Genomic DNA, 25229 nt, shown 5'->3' on the forward strand with positions numbered 1-25229 from the left:
ATTTAAGACATATGCAGATATTATACTTAGTATAAAATTATCAAGGAACAACATGACAAAACTATTAATAATACCAGCTCTTATGCTTGGCTCAGCTGCAATAGCACAAGACTATCAGTATGAGATTACTCCACTTATTGGTTACAATATTGCCGAAGGCAACCTCGATTTAGAGAATCAAACTCTTATTGGGGCAGAAGTACAATACAATTCAGATTCAGTTCTAAAACCAGAACTTAGTGTTTTATATACTGATGCTGATTATGAAAATTCCAACATCAGCACCGATATATACCGTATAGCTATTAATGGTGTTCATGAATATGACTCTATTGGCTTCATGTCTCCTTTAACAAAAATAGGTGTTGGTTACGAGACTATAGATACTCGCTTATCAGACAATAGAGACAGCCTATTTTTTGACGCAGGTGTTGGTGCTAAAATTCCACTTAATGATGCTATCGCTTTAAAACTAGAAGCCGTATATATGTTAAAAAACAATAGCAACAGATGGGATAGCAACTTAGCTGTTTTAGCTGGTATAAACTTTGCATTTGGTCCAAAAGCTCAAGAAGTAACTCCTCAACCAGAGCCAATGGCTGAACCAGTTCCAGTCATTGATGGAGATGATGACAAAGATGGTGTTTTAAACTCTATTGACAAATGTCCAACCACTCCAGCCGGAAAACCTGTAAACTCTGATGGTTGTTTTATTGATGGAGATGACGACAAAGATGGCGTTTTAAACTCTGTTGACAAATGCCCAACTACTCCAGCTGGTAAACCAGTAAACTCTGATGGTTGTTTTATTGATGGAGATGACGACAAAGATGGCGTTTTAAACTCTGTTGACAAATGCCCAACTACTCCAGCTGGTAAACCAGTAAACTCTGATGGTTGTTTTGTTGATGGAGATGACGATAAAGATGGTGTTTTAAACTCTATTGACGAATGTCCTACAACTCCTGCTGGAAATGTTGTAACTGAAGATGGATGTACAAAAGAAATCAACTTGCATATACTTTTTAAAAATAACTCTTTTGAGGTTGATGAAGAATCTAAAAAAAGAGTAGAAAAGTTTGCTAACTTCTTAAAAGATCGTCCTAACTACACTACTCAAATCATTGGTCACACAAATAATATTGGTCGTGAATCAAATAACAAAAAATTATCGGAAAATAGAGCTAATTCCGTTAGAGACTTAATAATTGAATTTGGTATTGACAGCAATAGAGTTACTGCAATAGGCCGTGGTGAGAGTGACCCAGTTGCATCAAACAATACTCCAGAAGGTCTTGAGCAAAACAGAAGAATTGAAGCAACATTAAATAGAAATTAGATGACAAATATACCATGTGTCATCTTTGCAGGTGGTAAAAGCTCTAGAATGGGAGAAGATAAATCTCTTCTCCCATTTGGAGGCTTTGACACCATGACCCAATTTCAACTCTCCCGCTTAAGTAAAATATTTCAAACAGTTTATATTTCATGTAAAGACAAAAGTAAATTTAATTTTGATGCAAACTTTATAGAAGATGTTCAAAACGATAAGATTTTTGCACCAACTACTGGTTTTATTGCTGTATATGAAAAGCTACATGTAGAGAAGTTTTTTACTATAAGTGTCGATGCACCTTTTATAAGTGAAAAAGAGATTTTAAAAATAGTAGAAGCTGATACAATAACTTCAGATGCTACTATTGCAAAAACCTCATTTGGAATACAGCCAATGTGTGGTATTTACCATCGTTCTCTTGAATCTGAATTTATCGAGATGTTAAAAGATGATAATCATAAATTGGGCTTCTTATTAAAATCTTCAAATACAACTTATGTAGATTTTGAAGATGAAAAACCATTTTTAAATCTTAATCATCCTCATGAATACAAAGAAGCCCTATCACTTATTTAACTACACTTTGCTATAATAAAAAAGTAAAAACGATATGAATAATTACATAAAAAAGAGAATCTATGAATCTAACTCATCTAGATGAGAACCAAAGACCAAAGATGGTTGATGTATCTGATAAAAATCAAACAACTAGAGTAGCAGTAGCAAGCGGGATAATAGAGATGAGCCAAAACGCTTATGATGCAATAGTCACAGAGAAAACAAAAAAGGGTCCTGTTCTTCAAACTGCAGTTATAGCAGCAATAATGGGTGTTAAAAAAACTAGTGATTTAATTCCAATGTGCCATCCGTTAAACTTAAGTGGAATCAATTGCGATGTAGAGGAGTTAGCTGAATTGCCAGGATTTAAACTAACTGTCACAGCTAAGCTCACTGGGCAAACCGGTGTTGAGATGGAAGCGTTAACGGGGACAAGTATAGGGCTTTTAACGATTTATGACATGGTAAAAGCGATTGACAAAGGGATGGTAATTCGCCATGTACAGCTAGAAACAAAATCAGGAGGCAAAAGTGGAGATTATAAACGCTAGAGAAGAAAAACTGGACCTTACCTACCCTTGTTCTTGGTGCTATAAGCTTATAGCTGGTGAAAAAGAGGCTTTACAAAAGGCTATACATGATGTGATAGAATCTAGAGAGCACAAATTAACACACTCGAACAACTCTAAAAGCGGTAAGTATGTCAGCATGAATTTGGATATGCTAGTACATAATGAGGATGATAGAAATTTCATCTATGAAGCACTAAAACAACACCAGAATATAAAGATGGTACTTTAAAAAAGGATTTATTATGAACTTAGAAGAACTAGCAAACAGTTTTAAAAACCTCTATAACAAGAAGTTCAAAAGCTTGGATAAGAGAGTAGCTTCCGCTATAAACTCTGCTAAAGATGAGAAAGATATAGATATCAACAAGCTTAATCTTAATGAGATAAAAGTAGTTACGACAACTATACTCGATATTGAAACACAAAAGCTTCATAGTGAGCTTGAAGAACTTCTTGCAAAAAAAGAGCAAATAGAAAGAGGCTTAGAGAGAAAATCTCATGAACTTCAAGAAGCAAAATACAGTGTATTTAATGCTATAGAAACTCTTGTAGATAAAGAGGATGTTCAAACTTTAGCAAAACTTCACCAAGTAAAACTCCAAACTATTGATCTTTTCGATCTACTTAGTGAAACAGTTGAATCAGCAATTATCACTGCTTTAGAAAAATCAAAAGACAGTGAGGCAAATGAAACAATTAAAGAGCTTATAAAAGAGCTTACATACCAGACAATAAAAGAGGGAACACTCAATACTATAAGAGTTAGAAAAATCCTCTCAACCATACTCCACTCTGCTATTGATATAGCAGAGGCTACACCAAATATTTCAGAAGACATTCTAGAAGCAACACTTAGAGGGATGAGGGCAGGTCTTCTTCACTCTATTGATAGATTTAAAGAGAGATTGGCATTTATACCTTTAGAGGCTAAGCATATACTTATTGAAGATTATGACACGATAATGGAAGACTTGAATCAGACTGATACTCTGTTTTTACAAGTTGTTCAAACTCAAGCAAATGAGAGTAGTCCGAGTATTAGAAAGATACTTATAGAACTTAACCAAAAAATGCACTATGACCTTGAAGAGTTAGTTCATATATCAAAAGAGGCCGCGCAGGTAATGAAAGAAAGATTCTCTGTCTTGGCAAAAACAGCGGCAAGTAAGGCAGATACGGCACTTAATTCCGATACAGCAAAAGAGGCAAAAAGAATGGGAATTCAAGCTTGGGGTGTTGCAAAATCTGCACTTGGAAGTGCAATAAAATCCGCAAAAAGTGCAATGGAGCCAAAAGAGTAAAACTCTTTTAGTTTCTATTTATAATATTTAGTAACTCTCTCCATCTGTGAGCCCATATTTAATAGTAGCATGTCAGCTATCACTAAAGCTGCCATTGCTTCACAAACTACAGTTCCTCTAATCGCCACACATGGGTCATGTCTCCCTTTTAATGAAAAATCTACCTCTTCATTCTCAATTGTAACAGTGTGTTGTTCCTTAAAGATTGATGGCGTTGGCTTGAAGTATACGTTCAAAACTATATCTTCACCATTGCTTATTCCACCCAAAATACCGCCTGAATGATTACTTTCAAACCCATCTGCTCTTATTGCATCATTGTTCTTTGAGCCAAGAGTTGAAGCACTCAAAATTCCATCACCAATCTCAACAGCCTTAACAGCATTGATACCCATCATAGCATCTGCCAAAACACCATCAAGCTTGTAATAAAGTGGTTGTCCCAAGCCTTTTGGAGTACCTTTTATGAGAACTCTTGAAACTCCACCAACTGAATCATGGTCATTTTTTGCTTTTAAAACAGCATTCTTTTGATCTTGCTCTTTTGCTGTATCAAGTGCATAGATTAAGCTTGTTTTAGCTTTTTCATAATCAAAAATTTCTGATTTTATTCCGTCAATTTCGCTTATTCCACTCAACACTTCAATCTCTAACTCTGCAAGCACTAACTTTGCAATAGCTCCAGCTGCAACTCTTGCGGCTGTCTCTCTTGCAGAAGATCTTCCACCACCACGATAATCTCTTATTCCATATTTGTGAAAGTAGGTAAAATCAGCATGCCCTGGTCTGAAAACATCTTTAATATTAGTATAATCTTTTGATTTCTGATTTGTATTATAAATAATCATAGCAATTGGAGTGCCTGTGCTAACTCCTTCAAAAACACCACTCAGTATCTCTACTTTGTCATCCTCTTTCCTTGCTGTTTCAAACTCACTTTTTCCAGGCTTTCTTCTATCTAGTTCACTCTGAATAAACTTTTCATCTATCTTCAAACCTGCAGGAACTCCATCTAGTAGACAGCCTATTGCTATTCCATGAGACTCTCCAAATGTACTAAATTTAAATTTTATACCAAAACTATTCACTATTTTTCCTTTAACATCTCTACTGCCATTTTAGCAGCCTCTTGCTGAGCAATCTTTTTACTTTTCCCCATGGCTCTTGCATACTCTTTTTCTTCTATGATTACAGCTACTTCAAACTCTTTTTTGTGGTCAGGTCCGCGACTGGCTATAACCTGATAATCAGGTATTTGCCCAAATCTTGCCTGTGTCAACTCCTGAAGAGTAGTTTTAAAATCTTTAAAAAGTGAGTCCAATGATATATCTTTATGATTTTTTTCTATAATAGATATAGCAATTTTTTCAACTACTTTCAGCCCAGCTTCAAGATAAATTGCACCAATAATAGCTTCAAAAGCATTTGATAATAGAGATGCCTTTTCTCTTCCCCCATTATTCTCTTCAGCATTTGACAGGTAAATATACTCTCCAAGATTAATGGAGCGCGCAAGCATATCAAATCCGCTCTCATTCACCAAAGACGCTCTAATCTTTGAGAGTTTTCCTTCATCTGATTGTGGGAATTTATTAAACAAATACTCTCCAACAATCAAATCCAAAACTGCATCACCCAAAAACTCTAGTCGCTCATTATCGTAGGGCTGTTTATAACTTTTATGTGTCAGCGCTTCGATAATGAGCTTTTCTTTTTTAAACTTGTATCCTAAAGTTTTCTCTAGAATATCTATATTTTTATTCATATTAGTGACTCTTTCATTTTTTCTGCCTCATCTCGCGCAAGCTTATCACACCTTTCATTTTCCTCGTGCCCATCATGACCTCTCACCCATATTGCATTTACTTTATGAATCCTTGAAACTTCAATATATTCTCTCCATAAATCTGGATTTTTTACCTTTTTAAAATCTCTTTTAATCCAAGCTACCAACCACTCATTTATACCTTTTACAACATATGATGAATCAGAAACTAAATCAACTTCACATGGCTCTTTAAGGGCTCTTAAACCCTCTATTGCACCAAGGAGTTCCATTCTATTGTTTGTAGTATGAGCTTCTCCTCCAGATATCTCTTTCTCTTTACCTGCAAATCTGAGTATTACCCCATAGCCTCCAGGTCCTGGATTCCCTAAAGCACTTCCATCACTGAAAAGAGCTATTTTCTTCACTGAAATCCTTATAATAGTTTTTTGCTAAACTAAGTTCGACACGTGATGTCTCCAGTGTATGACAACTGCTGCAACGATTAAATGCAAATGGGTAAACCTGCTTGCAGTTATCACAAATATACTCGAAGCTAAGAGTAGCATTGACCTTTGAGTCAAGATTTATTAGTACATTAAACTCAAAAATAGAACTCTTTGAACTCTCTTTAATATACCCTTTTGCGCTGTAAAGCTCTTTTAAGTAACTATTTTGCATTATTATATCTAAGTTCAAATCTTTTTTATCAATACCCCATAAGATATCAACAAGCAATTCAGCTTTTGAGTAATCAAAATTTTCCCAAGCCAGCTTAGGGTTAACTCTGAATATATATTCAAATATAAGATAGGTAAGCTGATTGGACTTTTTATGTATTGTTAATAATTCTTGCACCTTATCCTCTGTTGAGAGTTCTGGATTATTTAAAATCATCAGAGAGTTTAAATAAGCGCTGTCGCCGCTAATATCTTTTTTTAACTCTTCAAGTGGTTCTAGGACTTCTAGCGCAGATTTATAATCTTGCATGTGCTCATACACCAAGAGTAAATAGTTTAGTGCCTGAGGTGTTCTCGGATTATTTTTCAGAATCTCCAAGAAAATTTGTCTTGCCCTTTCTAAGAACCCTGCTTTAAAATATGTCTGGCCAAGTAAGAACATAGTGTCTCTGTAGTTTGCCTTGTCACCCACTTTTAATAGTTCTCTATATATTTCTATACTCTTTTCAAAATTACCATTTTTTGTATAGGAGTGGGCAAGAAGTAGCCAAGATTTTTCAGACAACTCACCTCCAGTAATCAAAACTTTCAGCTCATTTTGAGAAGGAAGAGTGTTGAACTGTTTTAAAAATTTATCAAGATGTTTGTGGTCTTCTCTTTTTTTAAATCTTGCTAGCCAATATGAAACAAATGTTATGACAAAAATGAGAACGAAAAATATTATTATCCCAAAAAGAGGATCACGGAATTCTAAAAAAAATATATTCATTATTCGTAAACCACTATCCCGTAATCATTTTTTAGATTGTAAAATGTGCACTCTGCACTAAAGTCCAAATCTTTAATTTTTCCAAGCTGAACAATAGAGTTTTTACTAACTTTTATTCCAAACTCAGTAAAAAACTTTTTTATATTTACAAACTTCACGTCTTCTACAAATTTATATTCAAACTCTTTATTTAGTCTCATTTTGTCATATGAAAATATATGCTCATTCACATGTAATCTATCCGAAGCATACTTAATTGGTAAATAGCCAGACAAATCCGTTAGTATTTTCTCTACATGTTCATGTTTTGGGGGAAGAGTGTTTTTTTGTATAAAAAGGTACTTATTGTTTAATTTTAGACTAGCTGTATTTTTCCAATATTTATATGCTGGATTTGATATACCTAGTTTTGAAGAGACTTCTCTCCAAAGCCAAAAAGAGTTAAGCGTGTTTGGCAAGTGCGACATCTTTTTGACTCCTATAACAGATTTATTGCTCTATTATATAGTTTTTTTTTATATAGTTAGATTAAAATGTAGCCATAACCCATTTTGTCACTACAAAACCACCGACCACCAACCAAATAAATAGTAATCCTGCTGTATAGACAGGTGCTAAACCAAGCCCTTTAAATTTTGCAAATCTTGTACCCATACCGAGTGCTGTCATTGCCATTGTAAGCAAAAAAGTATCTATCTCATTAATAACATCAACTATGTTTTGCGGAACCAATTGCAGTGAATTAAATCCTGCCATCCCTACAAAGTAAACAGCGAACCAAGGGATAACTAACTTTACAGGTCCAGATACAGCCCCTGTTTTTTTAGAACTGTAAGATAGGTAAATACCTAAAATTATAAGCATAGGAGCAATCATAATAACTCTTGTCATCTTAACAATAACAGCAGAATTTGCCATATCAGCAGGTGCTCCAGCAACCGAAGCCGGGACTGCTACAACTTGGGCAACTTCATGAATAGTTCCACCAACATATATACCAAACTCTTTAGGGCTCATGTGAAAAAAGCCAGTAGCTGGCTCAATTATTGCAGTGTATAAAACAGGGTATAAAAACATTGAAATTGTTCCAAAAAGAACGACCATAGAGACTGCTATTGCAGTTTTATGCTCCTCAGCCTTTAAGACTGGTTCTGTTGCCAAAACTGCTGCTGCACCGCATACTGAAGCACCTGATGATATTAACATTGAAGTATCTTTTTCCATTCCAAACAACTTAAATCCAGCCCAACTTCCGAGTATAAATGTAGTTGAGAGCATAACAAGAGAGACCATAAATCCCTCCATTCCAACCTCAGCAATCTGCTGAAACGTTATACGAAATCCATAAAAGACTATTGCAAAACGTAAAATCTTTTTACCAGAAAAAGTTATTCCGCCACTCCACTCTGCCGGTGTATTATTGTGAAGAGTATTTGCATAAAATATCCCCATCACGATACCGATAACCAGAGGTGAAATCCCTAAAGAACGGATGAATTCCACATCTGAAATCATAGTAGCTGCTGCTGCAAAAATAGCCACAAAAACAATCCCGTTAATAGTACCCTTTCTGTTTGTCGCTGAAAATGGCATAAAAATCCTTATTAATTGATAAGCGAATTATATCAAAATATATTCTCTTCTATTGAACCTCTATTTTAAGCGGTGCTTGAATCCATTTCTCATCTCTCTCCTGCGCCTCTTTAACTTCTTTTATCAAAACTCTTAGCGGGTCTATGCTTTTACTCTGAACCAAATACTCCTTAATGCTCAGGGCTCTCTTCTTAGCTAAATCTTTCAACTCAATTAGAGATACTATCTGCAACTCTATACATCTAGCTGCTAACGCTTTTTGATACTCAACATCAAATATATCCTCTTTTTGATAGCTCTTTTTTAGTTCACTTTTAAAGCCTATGAAAACTTCTTTACCTGCTGATTCTATATAGATATCTTCTAATATTTTAAGTGTCACAATAGTGTTAGTATCTTTTTTATCACCTCTTTTTGCAACCTCATCTCTCAATTTTTTAGCTTGAATCTCTTTTTTATCTTTTTCTTTGCTGTAGCTTCCATAAATTCCCAATAATAATTTAGGCTTCTTTATCAGTATTTTAGCAATATTATCCAGTTTTTCTTTCTCAGGAGGCAATATAACAAAATTAGCAACTTCAAATTCAACATATTTTAAATCATCACCATTAAGTCCCATAGCTGCACCTAAAAAATTAAATGGAGACGCTACTGCTTTAATTATGAGGTTACCTAGAGTTTTTAAAACAAGGGCTCCATATTTAAAATCTGGCGCATCCATATTACCATCCACCGGCATATCTATATCTATAGTACCATCACTGTCTTCAAGCAGTGCTATTGCAAAACTAAGTGGCAGCTTTGTAATATTTTCATCCTCAATTGCATCCCCTAGCTCGATGCTTTTTATAATTACTCTATTTTTACCAAGCAGTTGTGAATCAGATATTTTGTACCCTAAGTCAAGAAATAATTTACCTTTTTCAATCTTATACCCAGCAAACTGAGCACTGTAACCACTAAAAGAGTCAAGACTCAAGTTTCTAAAATTAAAATCTATATCTGTAAAAGATCTTGTATTTGATGGCTCTAAACTCCCTTTTAGTTTTGTTGAGCCATACTTATCAACTTCCCCATCAATATCTATATAACTTATTTCTCCCTTACTGTTAGAGATTCCATAAATATACCCATTAAGGTCATGAATTGATGTCTGAAACTTTATTGGAAGAGAAAAATCAGAAAAATTAGCTTTCCCATTTGATACATTTAGTTTCATGATTTTAATTGGAAATTTGTTTTCAACTTCAGCAGTGGAACTGTTTGTATCCCTTACATTTGTAAATTTTTCATCCTTTTTTGGTTTTGATAGTTTTGCAAAATTTAATACTTTTCTTTCATCTATTTTCGCATCAACATAAAAAGAATCAAGATTTACCTCATCGATATATAGCTTATTTGGAAACAGATTCAGAGTAAAAGATTTTAGTTGTGTTTTATCAAAAGTCACCAGAGTGTCACCGCTTCTGCTATCGGAGAGTTTAAACGTTTCAATTTTTAATCCTCCATCAACAAGAAGTTCTCCATCTTTACTTTGCGGCGAGTATGACACATTGCTCTGCAAACTCAAATAGCCATCATCAATTTTAGCAAAAACAGACTCCTGCAGATAAGGCGTGAACTCTTTTAAAGAGAGTTTTTTGATTGAGAAATTTCCATTTTGCGTAAGAGGGGTATGTGTTACACTCCCTTTTGATGAAATTGACCCAGCGCTGTTTACTCTTAATGAAGCGTCGTATTGAAGCTGGCTATTCTCTTTTGAATTTATATTAAAAACATTTATATTTATACTGTTTAGGTTTATACTTGTTCTATTTTCTAGGCTTTTGTCTATAAAATTTACCGCAGACTTTGTTAACGATACACTATCCAATCTAACACTCCATGGAACTGCCTCAGCAATAGGTCTATCTATCTTATCTTTTTCAGACTTAGCCTCTTTATTTTTAAACAACTCTGCCCAGTCGATAGTGCCATTTTCATCTCTTTTTACCTTTACATGTAAAGAATCAAACACTATTTTTTCTACATGTACCTTTTGAGCCATTGGCTTTATTGTAGCGCCCTCTACATGTAGAGATTTTAAATTTAGAACATCTTCTGGTTTATCCTTTGGTTTAACTCTTAGATTTTGTAAGTTCATACTAAAATCATTTATGCTCGTAGAGTTTAAATCATCAATATTCACAAAATATTTACCAGAAAAAGAGAGCTTGCCATCTGCTACTTCTATCCCTGTTTTATCTTGTATATATCTCCATTGGGTGTAAAGTTTACTGGCTTCAAAATTCACATTTCCTTCAAGCTTAAGTGGTTTGAGAGCTGTAATCTTAGTTTTAATATTAACACTACCACCATCACCTAAGGTTGAATGAAACCTTACTAAAGCCCTGCTTGACTCTGACTCATCTGTATCTATATTCTCAATATTTAGGCCTATATCATATAAAGATAACTCAAACTTTTTTGCTATTGTGTAGTCTTCATAGTCTAAACTGCCACCCTCAATAGAGACTCTATCGACTATTATTCTAGGTAATTGTATTTTCTCGTTTTTTGTTTCTTGTGTACTAGCTGGTTTAATTATTTTAGAGAGGTTAAATGTTTTATCTTTATAGTAAGCAAATGAAACCTTTGGATTTTCGAGTACTATATGCTTTACATGTAGCGCTAACTTAAACAAAGAGTGTGGTTCTAAATCTATCTCTAATAACTCAAAAGAGAGAAGATGTTTGTCATCCAAACTTTTTAGTTCTACACCGTTAAGTGCTATCTTAAATAAAAAAGGATTTAAGTAAACACTCTCTATGGATAGTTTAGAATTTGTCTCTTGCCCGATAAGTCGTACAATTTTAGGCTTTAAAAAGTACGGCAGAACTAAAAAACCAAGCAATGAATAAACAACTAAAATAGAGAGTATGATTTTCTTTAACATAGATAGACCTCTGAAAAATTATATTTTTAAGTCTACCCTATTATGTTTTAAACTGGTGTTATTTAGCACTCTTAATTATATCTGCTCTTGGATATGTAAAAGTTGATGGTTTTAATATAACTATCTCATCCTCATGACCAATGGCAAAGGCGCGAATTGTAATTGGTATAACAGTATCATGTCTGCCATCACCGCTCAAAACATCATAGGTTCTTAGAAGAACTATTTTCTTTTTCCTAACATTTGGAACCACAGTGAACTCTTCTTTAGGTCTTACTATCTCCAGTTTACCTTTTATACCCTCTGGCAAAATTACATCAAAATAGAACTTCATATCTTTAGAGTTAGTATTTTGTATCAAGAACTCATAAGCGTTGTCAACTCTGACTTTTCCATCAGCCATCTTTTCAACTGAGTAAAGACGGTTTTCCTTGTTTACATTTAGGAGCATATGCTCTTTTTTGCTCCCCATAACACCCATAACAATTGTAATTACGATTAAAAGTACTATATAGGCTAAAATCTTAGGACGGAAATATTTAGTCTTACCTTTTTTGTTTGTAATTTCATAGTCACTTGACCAAGTCACCAACGATGGCTTACCAAGTTTTCCCATTACTGTTGTACAAGCATCAACACATTCTAAGCAGTTAATGCACTCGAGTTGAAGACCTTTTCTTATGTCTATGTGTGTAGGACAAACTGTTACACAACTCTCACATGCAGTACACTCAGCATGTGGCTCATTTAATTGAAGTTCTTCTTGCTTAGTAAATTGTTTAACTTTTTGTTCATCATAAATATGCCCTCCTCTGTGAGTGTCATACAGAGCCATAACAGTATTTTCATCATATAAAACTGACTGAATTCTTGAGTATGGGCACACATAAACACAGTAGTCTTCCTGTAAAAATATCACATCATATACAAGAAAAAGAGTTGAAAATAAAACTGTACCAAATAAAATAGTGTGGTCCATTGGATTTTGTAAATAAGTAAAAAAGTCTTCTGGTGGAACAAAAAACCAAAGGAAGTTAGAGCTTGCCACAAGTGCAAGTATAGTCCAAATTAGTACGGCAAAAGCTTTTTTTACCTTGTTCTGAGGTTTACTCATGTCAGGCTCGTACTGCTTATTTTTTATACGTTTTCTTAGACCTAAAAGCTTTGTTTCAATCAAGTCACGATAGATAACACGAAAAATAGTTTGAGGGCATATCCACCCACAAAAAACACGACCACCCATAACAGTCATACCAAAAACACCCAAAAAGAGTAACATTAATAAAAATGGCATTAAATAAAGTTCTTGCATGTCAAACTGAATAAATGCAAGATGAAGATTAAGTTTGTCAAAACTCAGTAGGAAGAAGTGTGCTTCATTTATCTGTATCCAAGGCAATATTAGAGATATTACAGTTAAAAAAGCAAAGAAATAATATCTATATATTCTCCACGCTGTTGTTTTTTTAAACTCACTCATCACCACCCCTATGACACTTTTATGACAGAATTATAACAAAAATAATATTTACTTATTATTATAGTTTATCAGACCCTTTGAACATATATACTTGCTTTTTACTATAAATATACTATATAAAAAATCCTGTTTTATACAGCTGAAAATATTTCAAAAGCCTATTTTATGCTCAAGTTTGATAGAATTAACCAACTAATAATTTACAAAGAATTTTAAATGACAACACGCGAATACATATTAAATACTATTAAAAAAAGACCACTTATTATAGATGGTGCACTAGGTACTCAACTTCAACAAAGAGATGAGCAAATTACAAAAGAGGCTTGGGAAGGAAATGAGGGGTGTAATGAGATTTTAAATGTTACTGCCCCTGAAATTTTAAGAGAAATTGCACACGCATATTTAACCTCTGGCGCTGACTTTGTTACTACAAATACTTTTGGTTCTTTCTCTTGGGTTCTAGATGAATATCAAATAGGAAACAGAGCTTATGAGCTAACAAAAGCTGGAGCTGAGATAGTAAAAAAAGAGTGTGAAAACTTTAGCACACCTGAGCATCCACGTTTTGTACTAGGTTCTGTTGGTCCTGGGACTAAACTTCCATCTCTTGGTCATATAGCTTACGATGAGATGTATGAAGGTTATACAGAGTTTTGTTTAGCTCTTATAGATGGAGGGGTGGATGTTTTCTTACTCGAGACTTGTCAAGACCCGCTTCAAATCAAAGCGGCTCTGCACGCTTGCCAAGAAGCATCTAATCAAAGAGGCGTTGATATTCCTATAATGGTTTCTGTTACCATAGAATTAAGTGGAACAATGCTTATAGGTACAGATGCAGGGACAATTGCTACAATTTTAGAGCCTTTTGATATTCTCTCACTTGGTTTTAACTGTGGAACTGGGCCGGAACAGGTACTAAAGCATGTAAAAGCTCTAAGTGAACTTTGGGGCAAGCCAATTTCTGTTCATGCAAACGCAGGACTTCCACAAAACCGTGGAGGCTACACACACTACCCAATGGGGCCTGACGAGTTCACAGACAAGCAAGAAGAGTTTTTAAAACATGACGGTGTAAGCTTTTTAGGTGGCTGTTGTGGAACTACACCTCAACATATTCGTGCTCTTGTAAACAGAGTTACAAATATAGTACCAAAAGAAGCAAGCGGAAAACAAGAGAACTCTCTAGCTTCTCTCTTCTCAAGTGTACCTCTTATGCAAGAACCTGCTCCTTTGCTTATTGGTGAGCGCTCAAATGCGACAGGCTCAAAAGCTTTTAAAGATCTTCTTTTAGCGGAAGATTATGAGGGAACCCTAAGCGTTGGGCAGCAACAAGTTCGTGCAGGAGCGCATCTGGTTGATGTTAGTGTCGGTTTTGCAGGTCGTGATGAGACAAAAGATATGCAAAAAGTTATGAGCATCTATGCTCAAAAAATTGCTCTTCCTCTTATGCCAGACTCTACTCAAACAGTGGCACTGGAAACTGCCCTAAAGTGCATAGGCGGAAAACCAATTATAAACTCCGTAAACCTTGAAGACGGTATAGAGAAGTTTGATGAAGTTTGTTCATTGGCAAAGAAATTTGGTGCTGCTTTAGTTTGTCTAACAATTGATGAAATCGGAATGGCTAAAACAGTTGAGAGAAAACTTGAAATTGCCGAACGAATATACGAACTTGCAACCAAGAAACATGGCATCAAACCAGAAGATTTAGTGTTTGACCTTCTGACATTCACTCTCGGAAGTGGTGATACTGAGTACCTTGATGCCGGTATAAATACCATAGAAGCTATACGAGAACTTCGAATAAGACATCCAGAAGTAGGGACAACGCTAGGACTATCAAATATCTCTTTTGGGCTAGACAAAGATGCCAGACCATATCTGAACTCTATGTTCCTACACTACTGTATAGAAGCTGGTTTGACCTCTGTTATTATAAATGTTAAACACATTATTCCCATAAATAAAATAAGCGAGCAAGACCAGGAGATTTGTAATAATCTAATTTTCAACAAAAAACCAGAAGCGGCATCACTATTTGAATTTATAGAACACTTTAGTACAAAAGAGGCAATTGATACAGGTGCAGAAGATGAAGCTTATTTAGCGATGAGTGATGAGGAGAAGATTGCAAAACTTCTTATGGACGGGGACAAAGATAGAATGATTCCTCTAGTTGAAGAGGCTCGTCATAAAATAAAGCCAGAGAAGATTGTAAACGAGATTCTTATTGATGCTATGAAGGTTGTAGGTGAGCTTTTTGGTTCAGGACAGATGCAGCTGCCGTTTGTACTACAAAGTGCCGAGACTATGAAAAAGACGGTTGACTATCTTAACCCATATCTGCCTAAAATTGACAAAGAGGTAGATATAACTCTAGCTCTTGGAACAGTTAAGGGTGATGTGCATGATGTTGGTAAGAACCTTGTTGATATTATCCTCTCAAATAACGGTTATAAAGTTATAAACCTAGGGATAAAGGTAGATATTGATTCTTTTATAAATGCCTTAAAAGAGTCAAATGCCACAGCTATGGGGATGAGTGGGCTTTTAGTAAAATCTACTCAGGTTATGAAAGAAAACTTAGAGACATTAAAATCTCAGGGTATCAATGTTCCGATTCTTCTTGGAGGAGCAGCCCTTACTCGTACTTTTATAGATGATTTTTGTCGTCCGCTATATGATGGTCCTATATTTTACTGTAAAGATGCTTTTGATGGTGTAACTGCCATGAGTCGCATTGAAGCTGGAAATTTTGACACTGATTTACACCCAAAAGACTCCCAAGAGAAGCTACATGCAGAAAAAAAAGAGGTTATTATTCCACCTTTTTCTCAACTGAAAATGCCATCTCGCGATGTTAAAGTTCCTACTCCTCCATTTTGGGGCAGACGTGAACTTAAACTTACAGAGCAGCAGATAGAAATGGCTTTTGAGTGGATAAATCACAAGATACTTTTCAAATCTCGCTGGGGGTATAGTTCAAAAGGAATGACCAAAGAGGCTTACCAAAAACAACTAGACGAAGTGGTGTGGCCTGCGTACGAGAGATTAAAAGCGCAGTTTATAGATGAAAAACTTTTTGAGCCGACAATTATTTATGGATATTGGCCGTGCAGAAGTGATGACAATACACTTTTGATTTTTGATGAGAGTGAAGGGTATAACTCGGCAGATGAAATTAACCGTGAACATCTAGATAAAGTTATGGGCAGAGCAAAAGAAAAATTTGACTTTCCAAGACAATCAAAACAGCCACATCGTGCTTTAAGTGACTTCTTTCATAGCGATAGACATGATGTTATAGCACTTACATGTGTAAGTGCCGGAGCTAAACTTAGTGAAGCTGAGAGAGAAATATATGACAAGAACAACTATACAGAGTATTATCAGTTTCATGGTCTAGGAGTTGAGCTAGCTGAAGCACTTGCCGAGATAGTACATAAACAGATAAGACTTGATTTGAATATATCAGAGGGAGAGGGAAGCAAACTAAGTGATGTACAGATGAATAAATATCAAGGCTCACGTTACTCATTTGGCTACGCAGCTTGTCCAGACCTAGAGCTTAATCGTCCTCTATTTAATTTATTAAAACCTGAAGAGTTTGGAATAGAACTTAGTGAGACTTTTCAAATTCACCCTGAACAATCAACTTCTGCTTTGGTTGTCTATCACCCAAATGCAACTTATTACAATGTGTAAGTGAAGTGCAAAAAGTTTCTACATGCAATCTTTACATGTAGAAACTTTTTATCTTCTCCTGTAACTCAAAGCCTCAAGAATATGTCTTTTCTCAATAGTGTCACTTCCATCTAAGTCAGCTATTGTTCTTGAGACCTTTTGAATCTTTTTTATTGCTCTAAATGTAAGCGTAAATCTATAAACTGCCATATCTAAAACTTCTTTTGCTTCACTACTTAGAACACAATACTTCTCTATATCTGAGTCACTAAGCTTTGCCGTAAATGTTGTTTGCCCTCTTTGTCTTACTCTTTTATGGACTTCTATAACCTGTTTGTGCATCTCTCTAGAACTTATAGTTGCCTCATCATTAGGATTTACATTTTGCATAACAACACTCAAATCTATCCTGTCAATGAAAGGATCAGAGAGTTTGTTTTTGTATCTACTAATTTCTAGCTCGCTGCATCTGCACTCAATATGTTGATTTAAAAGATTCCCGCATGGACAAGGGTTCATCGCACTGACAAACAGAAAATCTGCAGGATACTCAACCTTCGCATTAACCCTTGATATTCTTATTTTATTATCCTGCAAAGGCTCTCTAAGCGCTTCTAATACTCCCTTTGAGAAGTGTGGTAACTCATCAAAAAACAGTATCCCTCTGTGCGCTAAACCAACTTCTCCTATTTTTGCCTTGAAACTGCCACCGCCGAAAACACTCGCACTTGTGGATGAGTGGTGAGGTGCTCTGTAACTGCGAAGTGGTTTAAATTCTGGTTCTTTTGCCTGGAGTGCGTCCAGCTTTGCTATATCTAAAATATCATCACTGCTTAGTGGTGGTAAAATATATCTAAGCCTCTGTGCTATCATACTTTTGCCACACCCTGGACTTCCTTCAAGCAGTATATTGTGAAATCCGGCCGCACTTATTAGAGCTGATCTTTTAGCAACTTCCTGCCCTTTTACATCTAAAAAGTCTTCATCATATTTTTCATCATAATAGTAAGTTTCATCGTTTGAGGTATAGCTAGGGTAATCTATCTCACTCTGCTCCATGCTGGGGGAGACTGTCTCCTGATTTTTCAATAACTCTATAGCTTCATTAAGTGTTTTTACCCCATAAAATTCTACATTTGGTATTCTTGAGAGTTTTTTTAGACTAACATATGGAACAATAGCCTTATGAATTATTTTTTGATTGGCAAGAGATAGAATAAGTGGGTAGAGTTGTAAGTTCTCTTTTATAGCTCCATCAAGACCTAGTTCACCAAAAACAAACCATTCGCTAAAATCGTCTTGTAGATAATCAAGCGCAATCATAAGCGCTATACTCAAGTCAAACTGACTCCCCTCTTTTTTAACATCACTAGGTGCAAGATTTATGGTAATTCTTTTTGGAGGGAAGGAGAACTCATTGCTTAAAAGTGCAGACTTTACACGCTCTTTAGATTCATTAATAGATGCACTAGCCATTCCAACAACACTAAATGAGGGGAGGCCCTTTGTAAGTGTAGACTCTACATGTACAACTTTTGCATCTATGCCCTCATATGTTGCACAACTAACCATTTTCATAATATCAACCTAATTTTAAGTTGCTATTATTTTACAATTATGATTTTTACATGTGGGTAAATATGACATTTTGTCATATAAAGAGCTAGATTTAAGAGTTATTTTTCTCTTTTTGTACTCTCTTGTACTCTTTTTCAAACTTTTTTCTGCGGGAGTATGAAAGTTTATCTATAAACAAAACTCCATTTAGATGATCATACTCATGCTGTATAGCAATACTAAGCAGTCCATCAGCTTCTAGTGATTTTGTATTGCCATGTCTATCTTGGTAATTAACAGTTATATATTCAAATCTATTAATATCTTCGTAAAAAGAAGGAACACTCAAACAACCCTCTTGATAAGTAGTCTCTCCGCTTTTATGTGTAATTACCGGATTAATAATCTCTATTAGATTATCAATTGGTTGCTCATCTTCTTCAGTAGGGAGATTAATGATTAGAATCTGCTTCGCATGTGCAACTTGAATTGCAGCCAGGCCGATCCCTCTTGACTCAATCATAACATGATACATAGCATCTAATAGTTTATGCAGCTGCTGATCAAATTTATCAACGGGCTTAGATTTTTCTTTGAGTTTTTTATTTGGATATTCTACTATATTTAAAATCATATTTATTTTACATCTACTCCGAAGGTGTTCTAAGCAAGACGGCAAAATCTAGCTTAGGATTTTGATATGCTTTTTCAATTCCGTCTAAAGAGCTAACAATAATCTCTTCAACAGAATGCTCCTCAGTTACATCTGTAATACCTATAGATATTTTAAGCTGTATTTCACGGTCACCTAAAAAGAAATTACTATTTGAGACTAATTCAGATAGTCTTTCACTTGCTTTTTTTGCACTTTCTATATCAGTATGTTTGAGGAGCATTGCAAAAACGCCATTTCCATAATGTGCAACTGTGTCGCTTCTTCTTGATGTCTTAAGTAAAAGTCTAGCCATAGTCTTAGTCATAAGCATCACAGCTTTTTCATTTTTTATACTATCTTTAAGGTCACGAGCAAGTTCTATCATAATCAAAGAGCTTCTATGTTTAAACTTACTAATCAGTTCTATCTCTTGTTCAACTTTTGTCATCAAGTTACGTTTATTATAAACGCCATACTGATTGTCAAATATTGTTTCATTTTCTACATTTTTAATTATTTTCGCAGTATCATCATACATAGTTTTCATATTACTGCTTTGCTTTTTTAGAATTGTATTTAATTTTAAAATATCTTCTTCTAAAGATGAAACAATACTAATTGATTGTTTTTCATCTGGACTATCTTTAAGTTCTTGTGCTCTTTTATCAAGTATTTTTGTCATTAATGACATGTTTTTATAAAGATTTGCAGTTACGCCAAGTATATTCTTTACAGATGAGAAACCTTGCTTTAAACTCTGCTCAAGTCTAACACTGTTCTCATCTTCATTACTCTCTTCAAGTTCTAATATTGAAGATATTTGCTTGTGCGTACTTTGACTTTTATCTTCTAATAATCTATCAAAATATAGTGAAAAATTATTGGGGGTTGGTGGCAGACCATCTTTTATTAAGGCATTTAAAACCTCTTTTGAATATGATTCTAAATCACCTTCTGGTTCTGAATCTTGTAAACTGCTTTGAACACTATCATCTTCAGAAGATTTTGTATCTACAATATTACGACGACTTCTACTTCTTAAAGCTCCGGCCATATCAACTCCCTATTATACTATTTACTTTTCTTAATTAAAACTTCGTCAATCATACCATATTCTTCACACTGCTTAGCGCTCATAAAGTTATCTCTGTCAGTATCTTTTTCTATTGTTTTAACATTCTGACCTGTATTTTTAGCTAATATTTCATTAAGTTCTTTTTTCATACGAAGAATCTCTTCAGCTTGAATTGCTATATCCGTAGCTTGACCTTGGGCTCCACCTAACGGTTGATGTATCATAATTCTTGCATGTGGAAGAGCATATCTCTTGCCCTTTTCACCACTTGAAAGTAAAAATGCCCCCATAGATGCTGCTTGACCTACACATATAGTTGCTACATCTGGGCGGATGTAATTCATTGTATCAAAGATTGCCATACCTGCAGTAACAACTCCACCTGGAGAGTTTATGTAGAAATAGATATCCTTTTCCGGATCCTCTGCTTCCAAAAATAACATTTGTGCTACTATAGAAGAGGCAACTGAGTCATTAACCTCTCCGCTGAGCATAATAATTCTATCTTTTAAAAGACGAGAGTATATGTCATATGAACGCTCACCACGTGCTGTTTTTTCAACTACATAAGGAATATAACTCATCTACTTACGCTTCTTTCATCTTTGAGTTAAGAATCTTAGTAAGAACTTTATCCTCAACCATTGACATCTGAATAGCAGGTAAATAGCCAGCACTCTTATACTTATCGTATGCTTCCTTAGGATCTTGTCCCATTTGCATCGCTTCATAGTATATAGTTTGCATTACTTCATTCTCTTCGACTTTAACATTCTCAGCAGTAGCTAAAGAGTCAATAATAAATGTAGCTCTTACACTTTTTTCTGCATTTTCTCTAAAAGTTTCACGAAGTTCTTCTAATTTACTTGCATTTTCGCGAAGCTCTTTTATCTCATCTTCACTCATTTCGCCTGCTTTTTTATTTAATGCAATATCAATCTCTTGCTCAACAACAAACTCTGGCAATGCAAACATAAACTTTCCTACAAGACTATCCAAAAGAGCTGGTTTTAACTCATCATTATAAAGTTTAGCTACGGCTTCATTTTCAAGCTGATTTTTTATTTGAGTTTTTAAGTTCTCTAAAGTAGGGTTATCTTGTCCAGCCAGAACTTTCTCCGCAAGTGCATCATCAATCTCTACTTTTACTTTTTCTTGAATATTATGCACGTTTACTTTAAACTCCGCATCTTTGCCAGCTAGTTTGTCTCCTCCATAGTTTTCAGGAAAAGTTACTTTTACAATTTTTTCTTCATCTATTTTCATTCCTATAACTTGGTCTTCAAAACCTGGAATAAATTGATTTGATCCAAGAACTAAAGCAAACTCTTTAGCTGCTCCACCTTCAAATAACTCTCCATCAATAGAACCTTCAAAATCTAGTATAACACTGTCACCACTTTTAGCTGCTCTTTTTCTTTTAAGATCAACAAACTTTCCTTGTGAATCAGCTAGCTTCTCTAATTTTTCATTAACTTCTTCATCTCCTATAGTAGGCTTGTCAAATTCATCAACCGAATCTGCATAACTAGCAAGATCAATTTCTGGTCTTAATGCGATTTTCACAATTACATCTATTTTGTCATCACTTTTAACAAACTTAGAGATATTTGGCTCACCTATTAGCGACTCGTTTGCAATTTTTAATTCATCAAGTCCCATGCTTAAAACTTCACGAAGTGCTTCAGCTTCTGCGTCTTGAACTAAACGACTACCATACTGTTTTTTGACTACAGATACAGGCACTTTACCCTTACGAAACCCTTGAACAACAGCTGTTTTTGTCAACTCTTTTGCTATTTTTTCTAAATTTGCATCTATCATTTCTTTTGGAATTACCGCTTCTATTTCAGCATTTGCAGCATCAATTTTATTTGTTTTGATTTTCATCAATTTCCTTTATTTATGTTTGTTATTTATAGTTTTATAACTATTATTTTTAGCAATATTATCTAAATTCTGCTTTTGTATATCTTTAAGCTCAATTTTTGCATGACTTTGGTCTAAAAGTAAGTATTAATATCCATACAACAGCTACATCAATCATCACATCAGCGAAATTAAACACCGCAAAATCAAACCCACAATGCCAATAGACCATGTCCACAACACCCTCATGTATAAATCTGTCATATACATTTGAAAAAGCACCTCCTAGCATTAATCCTGCTGGGAACGCGTAACAAACATCTTTAAGATAAACTACATAAAATAAAATACCAAAAATTAGTACTAATTGAATATATTTTAGCCATTCATCTAAAAAAGCAAACATGGAGAAAGCAACGCCTTTATTGTAAACTAAAATCAAATCAATACATTCAGTGTAGTAGCGCCAGCCATCTACAAAAAGTGTTTTTATATTTTGATCAATAATAAAAACACCAACCATTGTAAGAGAGAGTATTACTAATAAACGAAGAGTCTTATTATGCATTTAAAGCTTTTTGGAAAAAATCAACAATATCATCTACATGTAGATTCATTTTTTTTGCATCCTTGCACTCAAGTAAAATTCTAAGCTTATTTTCTGTTCCTGAATAACGAATTAGATGACGAATGTTTTTTGCATCCAATTCTGCTAACTTAACTTCCAGTCCGTCAATCTCTTTTAATGGTTTTTTATTTTTTATATTTATATTAACTAGCTTTTGAGGATAGAGCGGAAATGGGCGAAGAGCCTCTGAAGCTTTTTGATTTGTTTTTATTAAAAGAGCAAGTGTCTGAAGTGCGCTAACTAAGCCATCTCCGGTTTTTGCATAATCACTTATTATTACATGTCCGCTCTGCTCACCGCCAAAGTTAATCCCCTCTTTTTTCATAATCTCTAAAACATTTTTATCTCCAACATCAGACCTGAACAGTTTAAGACCCTTTTCCTTCATAAAATCATCCAAGCCTTGATTGCTCATAACTGTTGAGACGATAGCGCCACCTTTTAAAACACCGTTGTCATTCATGTATGAACCAAGAGCACCCAAAAGCTGGTCACCATCAACTATTTCACCTTTCTCATCCACTATAACGAGTCTATCTGCATCACCGTCAAGAGCTATGCCCAAATCTGCTCTATATTTAACAACAGCCTCACACAAATCTTTGGTATGAAGTGCGCCACACCCTTCGTTTATGTTAAACCCATCTGGTTTATTATGTAAAACAACAACATCTGCACCCAACTCTTCTAACACAGTAGGCCCAACAATATATCCTGCACCATTAGCTGCGTCTAAAACTATACGCATCCCTTTGAGAGAAATATCTCTTGGAAAAGAGTTTTTTAGCTGAACAATATAGCGGCCCACAACATCATCAATTCTTTTAGCCTTGCCTATATTTTTTCCGGTAGTTTGCGCATCATGAAGTTTCTCTTCATTCAAATAAATGTTTTCTATCTCTTGCTCAACACTACAAGATAGTTTATCTCCTTGACCGTCAAAAAATTTAATTCCATTATCCTCATAAGAGTTATGCGAAGCACTTATCATAATCCCAGCATCGCAGCGCATATTTTCGGTAATAAATGCTATCGCAGGAGTTGGCATTGGTCCAATTTGCACTACATCATAACCAATAGCCGTCAATCCGCTGACTATAGCATTCTCTATCATATAGCCACTTCTGCGTGTGTCTTTTCCAACCAAAATTCTATTTGTTTTAGCACGAGATTTAAAGTATATACCAGCAGCCATGGCCACTTTCATCGCTAACTCTGCACTTAAAAAAGTACCAGCCTCACCTCTAACCCCATCTGTTCCGAATAATTTCATAGTAATTCCATAATTTTTTAAGTGAAGTATTTTAACATAATTATCCAAATTATCCCCAAATCTTAAAATTCACCTTGTCTTTAACTTAATTTTAATTATATTTAAGCTAATATTCTGCACTAAAATTTAATGAGAAGGACTCATACATGGCAAATCACAAGTCATCAATTAAGAGAATTCGCCAAACTATCGTTCGTACAGAGCGTAATCGTTTCTACAGAACTCGTCTTAAAAACATTGTTAAGGATGTTCGTTCTGCAATCGAAGCAGGCAACAAAGAAGAAGCATCGTCAGCAATGACAGTAGCTAACAAACAAATTCAAAAATTTGTAAGCAAAGGTATCTTAAAAAAAGAAACTGCTGCTAGAAAAATAAGTCGTCTACACAGAGCTGTAAACGCAATATAAGGTTAACAATTAAATGTTAGCCGATAAACTAAATCCGTTTATCAATCGATATAATGAACTTGGCGAAATGCTAAGTTCACCTGACATAACTTCAGACATCAAAAGAATGACTCAACTCTCCAAAGAACAATCTTCACTTTTACCAATAGTTGAAAAAGCAAAAGAGTACAAATCAGTTATTGCACAAATTACTGAATCTAAAGAGATGTTGAGTGATCCAGAGATGATAGATATGGCGAAAGAAGAGCTTAAAGAGTTAGAACCTCAACTTCCAATTATTGAAGAAGAGATTAAACTTTTGCTTTTACCAAAAGATCCAAATGATGATAAAAATATCATTGTTGAGCTTCGTGCTGGAGCTGGTGGAGATGAAGCTGCTATCTTTGTTGGTAATCTTTTCGATGCTTACACGCGCTATGCAGATCTAAAAGGGTGGAAGATTGAGCTTTTAAGTACATCTCCATCTGATGCTGGCGGATTTAAAGAGATTATAGCACTTATTAAAGGTGATCAGGTTTATAGTAGATTGAAGTATGAAGGTGGAACTCACCGTGTTCAACGTGTTCCTGCAACAGAGTCACAAGGTCGTGTTCACACTTCAGCAATTACAGTCGCTGTTATGCCTGAAGTTGATGACGTTGAGATAGAGATAAATGAGAACGATCTAAAAATCGATGTTATGCGCTCATCTGGATGTGGAGGGCAAAGTGTAAATACAACAGATTCCGCTGTTCGTATAACTCACTTGCCTACTGGTTTAGTTGTTACCAACCAAGACCAAAAATCTCAACACAAAAATAGAGAAAAAGCTATGAAGGTTCTAAAAGCTAGACTTTATGACTTAGAGATGCGAGAAGCACAAGCTAAAGATAGTGCAACAAGGTCTGTTCAAGTTGGAACCGGAGATAGAAGTGGAAGAATTAGAACATATAATTATCCACAAAATCGCATAAGTGATCATAGAATAACGTTAACGCTTTACAGATTGAATGAGATTATGAGTGGTGGACTTCTCGATGAAGTTATTGACAATCTTATAACAGATCATCAAGCTAAAATAGTAGAGGCAGCTGGACTCTAGTCTCAAAA

The 25229-nt window shown here is 34.9% G+C and carries 23 protein-coding genes; 8 read left to right on the forward strand and 15 right to left on the reverse strand.

Annotated features, from left to right (window positions below; translation table 11 throughout):
• Positions 1-52: 52 nt before the first annotated feature.
• The 5 genes from HUE87_RS12125 (at position 53) to HUE87_RS12145 (ending at position 3767) form a co-directional block, all read left to right on the forward strand.
• Positions 53-1339 (forward strand): OmpA family protein, encoded by a 1287-nt coding sequence (locus HUE87_RS12125; protein ID WP_194366636.1) that lies wholly within the window; start codon positions 53-55, stop codon positions 1337-1339.
• Positions 1340-1912 carry a molybdenum cofactor guanylyltransferase MobA gene (gene mobA, locus HUE87_RS12130; RefSeq protein ID WP_194366637.1) on the forward strand — a complete coding sequence of 191 codons (573 nt, stop codon included), beginning with the start codon at positions 1340-1342 and terminating at the stop codon, positions 1910-1912.
• Between the two features lie 62 nt (positions 1913-1974).
• Entirely contained in the window at positions 1975-2445 is a 471-nt protein-coding gene (moaC, locus tag HUE87_RS12135) for a cyclic pyranopterin monophosphate synthase MoaC (protein ID WP_194366638.1), read from the forward strand.
• Positions 2426-2695 (forward strand): HP0495 family protein, encoded by a 270-nt coding sequence (locus tag HUE87_RS12140; protein WP_194366639.1) that lies wholly within the window; start codon positions 2426-2428, stop codon positions 2693-2695. The genes moaC and HUE87_RS12140 overlap by 20 nt, the downstream gene beginning before the upstream one ends.
• A 13-nt stretch (positions 2696-2708) precedes the next feature.
• Positions 2709-3767 carry a DUF6781 family protein gene (locus tag HUE87_RS12145; protein WP_194366640.1) on the forward strand — a complete coding sequence of 353 codons (1059 nt, stop codon included), beginning with the start codon at positions 2709-2711 and terminating at the stop codon, positions 3765-3767.
• A 14-nt stretch (positions 3768-3781) separates the two neighbouring features.
• Here the strand turns inward: HUE87_RS12145 and aroC are convergent, their stop codons facing one another.
• The 8 genes from aroC to ccoG form a co-directional block, all read right to left on the reverse strand.
• Positions 3782-4855 (reverse strand): chorismate synthase, encoded by a 1074-nt coding sequence (gene aroC / locus HUE87_RS12150; protein WP_194366641.1) that lies wholly within the window; start codon positions 4853-4855, stop codon positions 3782-3784.
• Positions 4855-5532 (reverse strand): ribonuclease III, encoded by a 678-nt coding sequence (gene rnc, locus HUE87_RS12155; protein ID WP_194366642.1) that lies wholly within the window; start codon positions 5530-5532, stop codon positions 4855-4857. Before rnc ends, aroC begins: the two co-directional genes overlap by 1 nt.
• A complete protein-coding gene (gene rnhA / locus HUE87_RS12160; protein ID WP_194366643.1) occupies positions 5529-5960 on the reverse strand; it encodes a ribonuclease HI in 432 nt (143 codons plus the stop codon). Before rnhA ends, rnc begins: the two co-directional genes overlap by 4 nt.
• Entirely contained in the window at positions 5935-6981 is a 1047-nt protein-coding gene (locus tag HUE87_RS12165) for a tetratricopeptide repeat protein (RefSeq protein WP_194366644.1), read from the reverse strand. Before HUE87_RS12165 ends, rnhA begins: the two co-directional genes overlap by 26 nt.
• Positions 6981-7448, reverse strand: coding sequence for a hypothetical protein (locus HUE87_RS12170; protein WP_194366645.1), 468 nt, complete (start codon positions 7446-7448; stop codon positions 6981-6983). Before HUE87_RS12170 ends, HUE87_RS12165 begins: the two co-directional genes overlap by 1 nt.
• A gap of 61 nt (positions 7449-7509) precedes the next feature.
• Positions 7510-8574 (reverse strand): YeiH family protein, encoded by a 1065-nt coding sequence (locus tag HUE87_RS12175; RefSeq protein ID WP_194366646.1) that lies wholly within the window; start codon positions 8572-8574, stop codon positions 7510-7512.
• 49 nt (positions 8575-8623) lie between these two features.
• Positions 8624-11509 carry a DUF748 domain-containing protein gene (locus tag HUE87_RS12180; RefSeq protein ID WP_194366647.1) on the reverse strand — a complete coding sequence of 962 codons (2886 nt, stop codon included), beginning with the start codon at positions 11507-11509 and terminating at the stop codon, positions 8624-8626.
• A 58-nt stretch (positions 11510-11567) separates the two neighbouring features.
• Entirely contained in the window at positions 11568-12989 is a 1422-nt protein-coding gene (gene ccoG, locus HUE87_RS12185) for a cytochrome c oxidase accessory protein CcoG (RefSeq protein ID WP_194366648.1), read from the reverse strand.
• A gap of 216 nt (positions 12990-13205) precedes the next feature.
• Between ccoG and metH the strand changes: the two genes are divergently transcribed.
• Positions 13206-16697 (forward strand): methionine synthase, encoded by a 3492-nt coding sequence (gene metH, locus HUE87_RS12190; protein ID WP_194366649.1) that lies wholly within the window; start codon positions 13206-13208, stop codon positions 16695-16697.
• Between the two features lie 48 nt (positions 16698-16745).
• On the opposite strand, the gene HUE87_RS12195 is transcribed toward metH, so the two are convergent.
• The 7 genes from HUE87_RS12195 to glmM form a co-directional block, all read right to left on the reverse strand.
• Entirely contained in the window at positions 16746-18254 is a 1509-nt protein-coding gene (locus HUE87_RS12195) for a YifB family Mg chelatase-like AAA ATPase (RefSeq protein WP_194366650.1), read from the reverse strand.
• Between the two features lie 91 nt (positions 18255-18345).
• Positions 18346-18867: a peptide deformylase gene (def, locus tag HUE87_RS12200; protein WP_194366651.1), complete on the reverse strand. Its 522-nt coding sequence runs from the start codon at positions 18865-18867 to the stop codon at positions 18346-18348.
• A 13-nt stretch (positions 18868-18880) separates the two neighbouring features.
• Positions 18881-19942 carry a GGDEF domain-containing protein gene (locus HUE87_RS12205; protein ID WP_194366652.1) on the reverse strand — a complete coding sequence of 354 codons (1062 nt, stop codon included), beginning with the start codon at positions 19940-19942 and terminating at the stop codon, positions 18881-18883.
• A gap of 17 nt (positions 19943-19959) precedes the next feature.
• The gene (gene clpP, locus HUE87_RS12210; RefSeq protein ID WP_194366653.1) at positions 19960-20547 is read right to left on the reverse strand and encodes an ATP-dependent Clp endopeptidase proteolytic subunit ClpP; all 588 of its coding nucleotides are present in this window, start codon (positions 20545-20547) and stop codon (positions 19960-19962) included.
• Between the two features lie 4 nt (positions 20548-20551).
• Complete coding sequence (gene tig / locus HUE87_RS12215) at positions 20552-21853, reverse strand: trigger factor (RefSeq protein WP_194366654.1); 1302 nt, start codon at positions 21851-21853, stop codon at positions 20552-20554.
• 91 nt (positions 21854-21944) lie between these two features.
• Positions 21945-22400, reverse strand: a complete 456-nt coding sequence (gene lspA / locus HUE87_RS12220) for a signal peptidase II (protein WP_194366655.1) — start codon at positions 22398-22400, stop codon at positions 21945-21947.
• Positions 22393-23733, reverse strand: a complete 1341-nt coding sequence (gene glmM, locus HUE87_RS12225) for a phosphoglucosamine mutase (protein WP_194366656.1) — start codon at positions 23731-23733, stop codon at positions 22393-22395. The genes lspA and glmM overlap by 8 nt, the downstream gene beginning before the upstream one ends.
• Before the next feature lie 146 nt (positions 23734-23879).
• Here glmM and rpsT point away from each other — a divergent pair, with 146 nt between their 5' ends.
• Both rpsT and prfA read left to right on the forward strand, forming a co-directional pair.
• Positions 23880-24140 carry a 30S ribosomal protein S20 gene (rpsT, locus tag HUE87_RS12230; protein WP_194366657.1) on the forward strand — a complete coding sequence of 87 codons (261 nt, stop codon included), beginning with the start codon at positions 23880-23882 and terminating at the stop codon, positions 24138-24140.
• A 13-nt stretch (positions 24141-24153) separates the two neighbouring features.
• Entirely contained in the window at positions 24154-25221 is a 1068-nt protein-coding gene (gene prfA / locus HUE87_RS12235; protein WP_194366658.1) for a peptide chain release factor 1, read from the forward strand.
• Positions 25222-25229: the final 8 nt, after the last annotated feature.

The organism is Candidatus Sulfurimonas marisnigri (assembly GCF_015265475.1).
GTDB lineage: Bacteria > Campylobacterota > Campylobacteria > Campylobacterales > Sulfurimonadaceae > Sulfurimonas > Sulfurimonas marisnigri.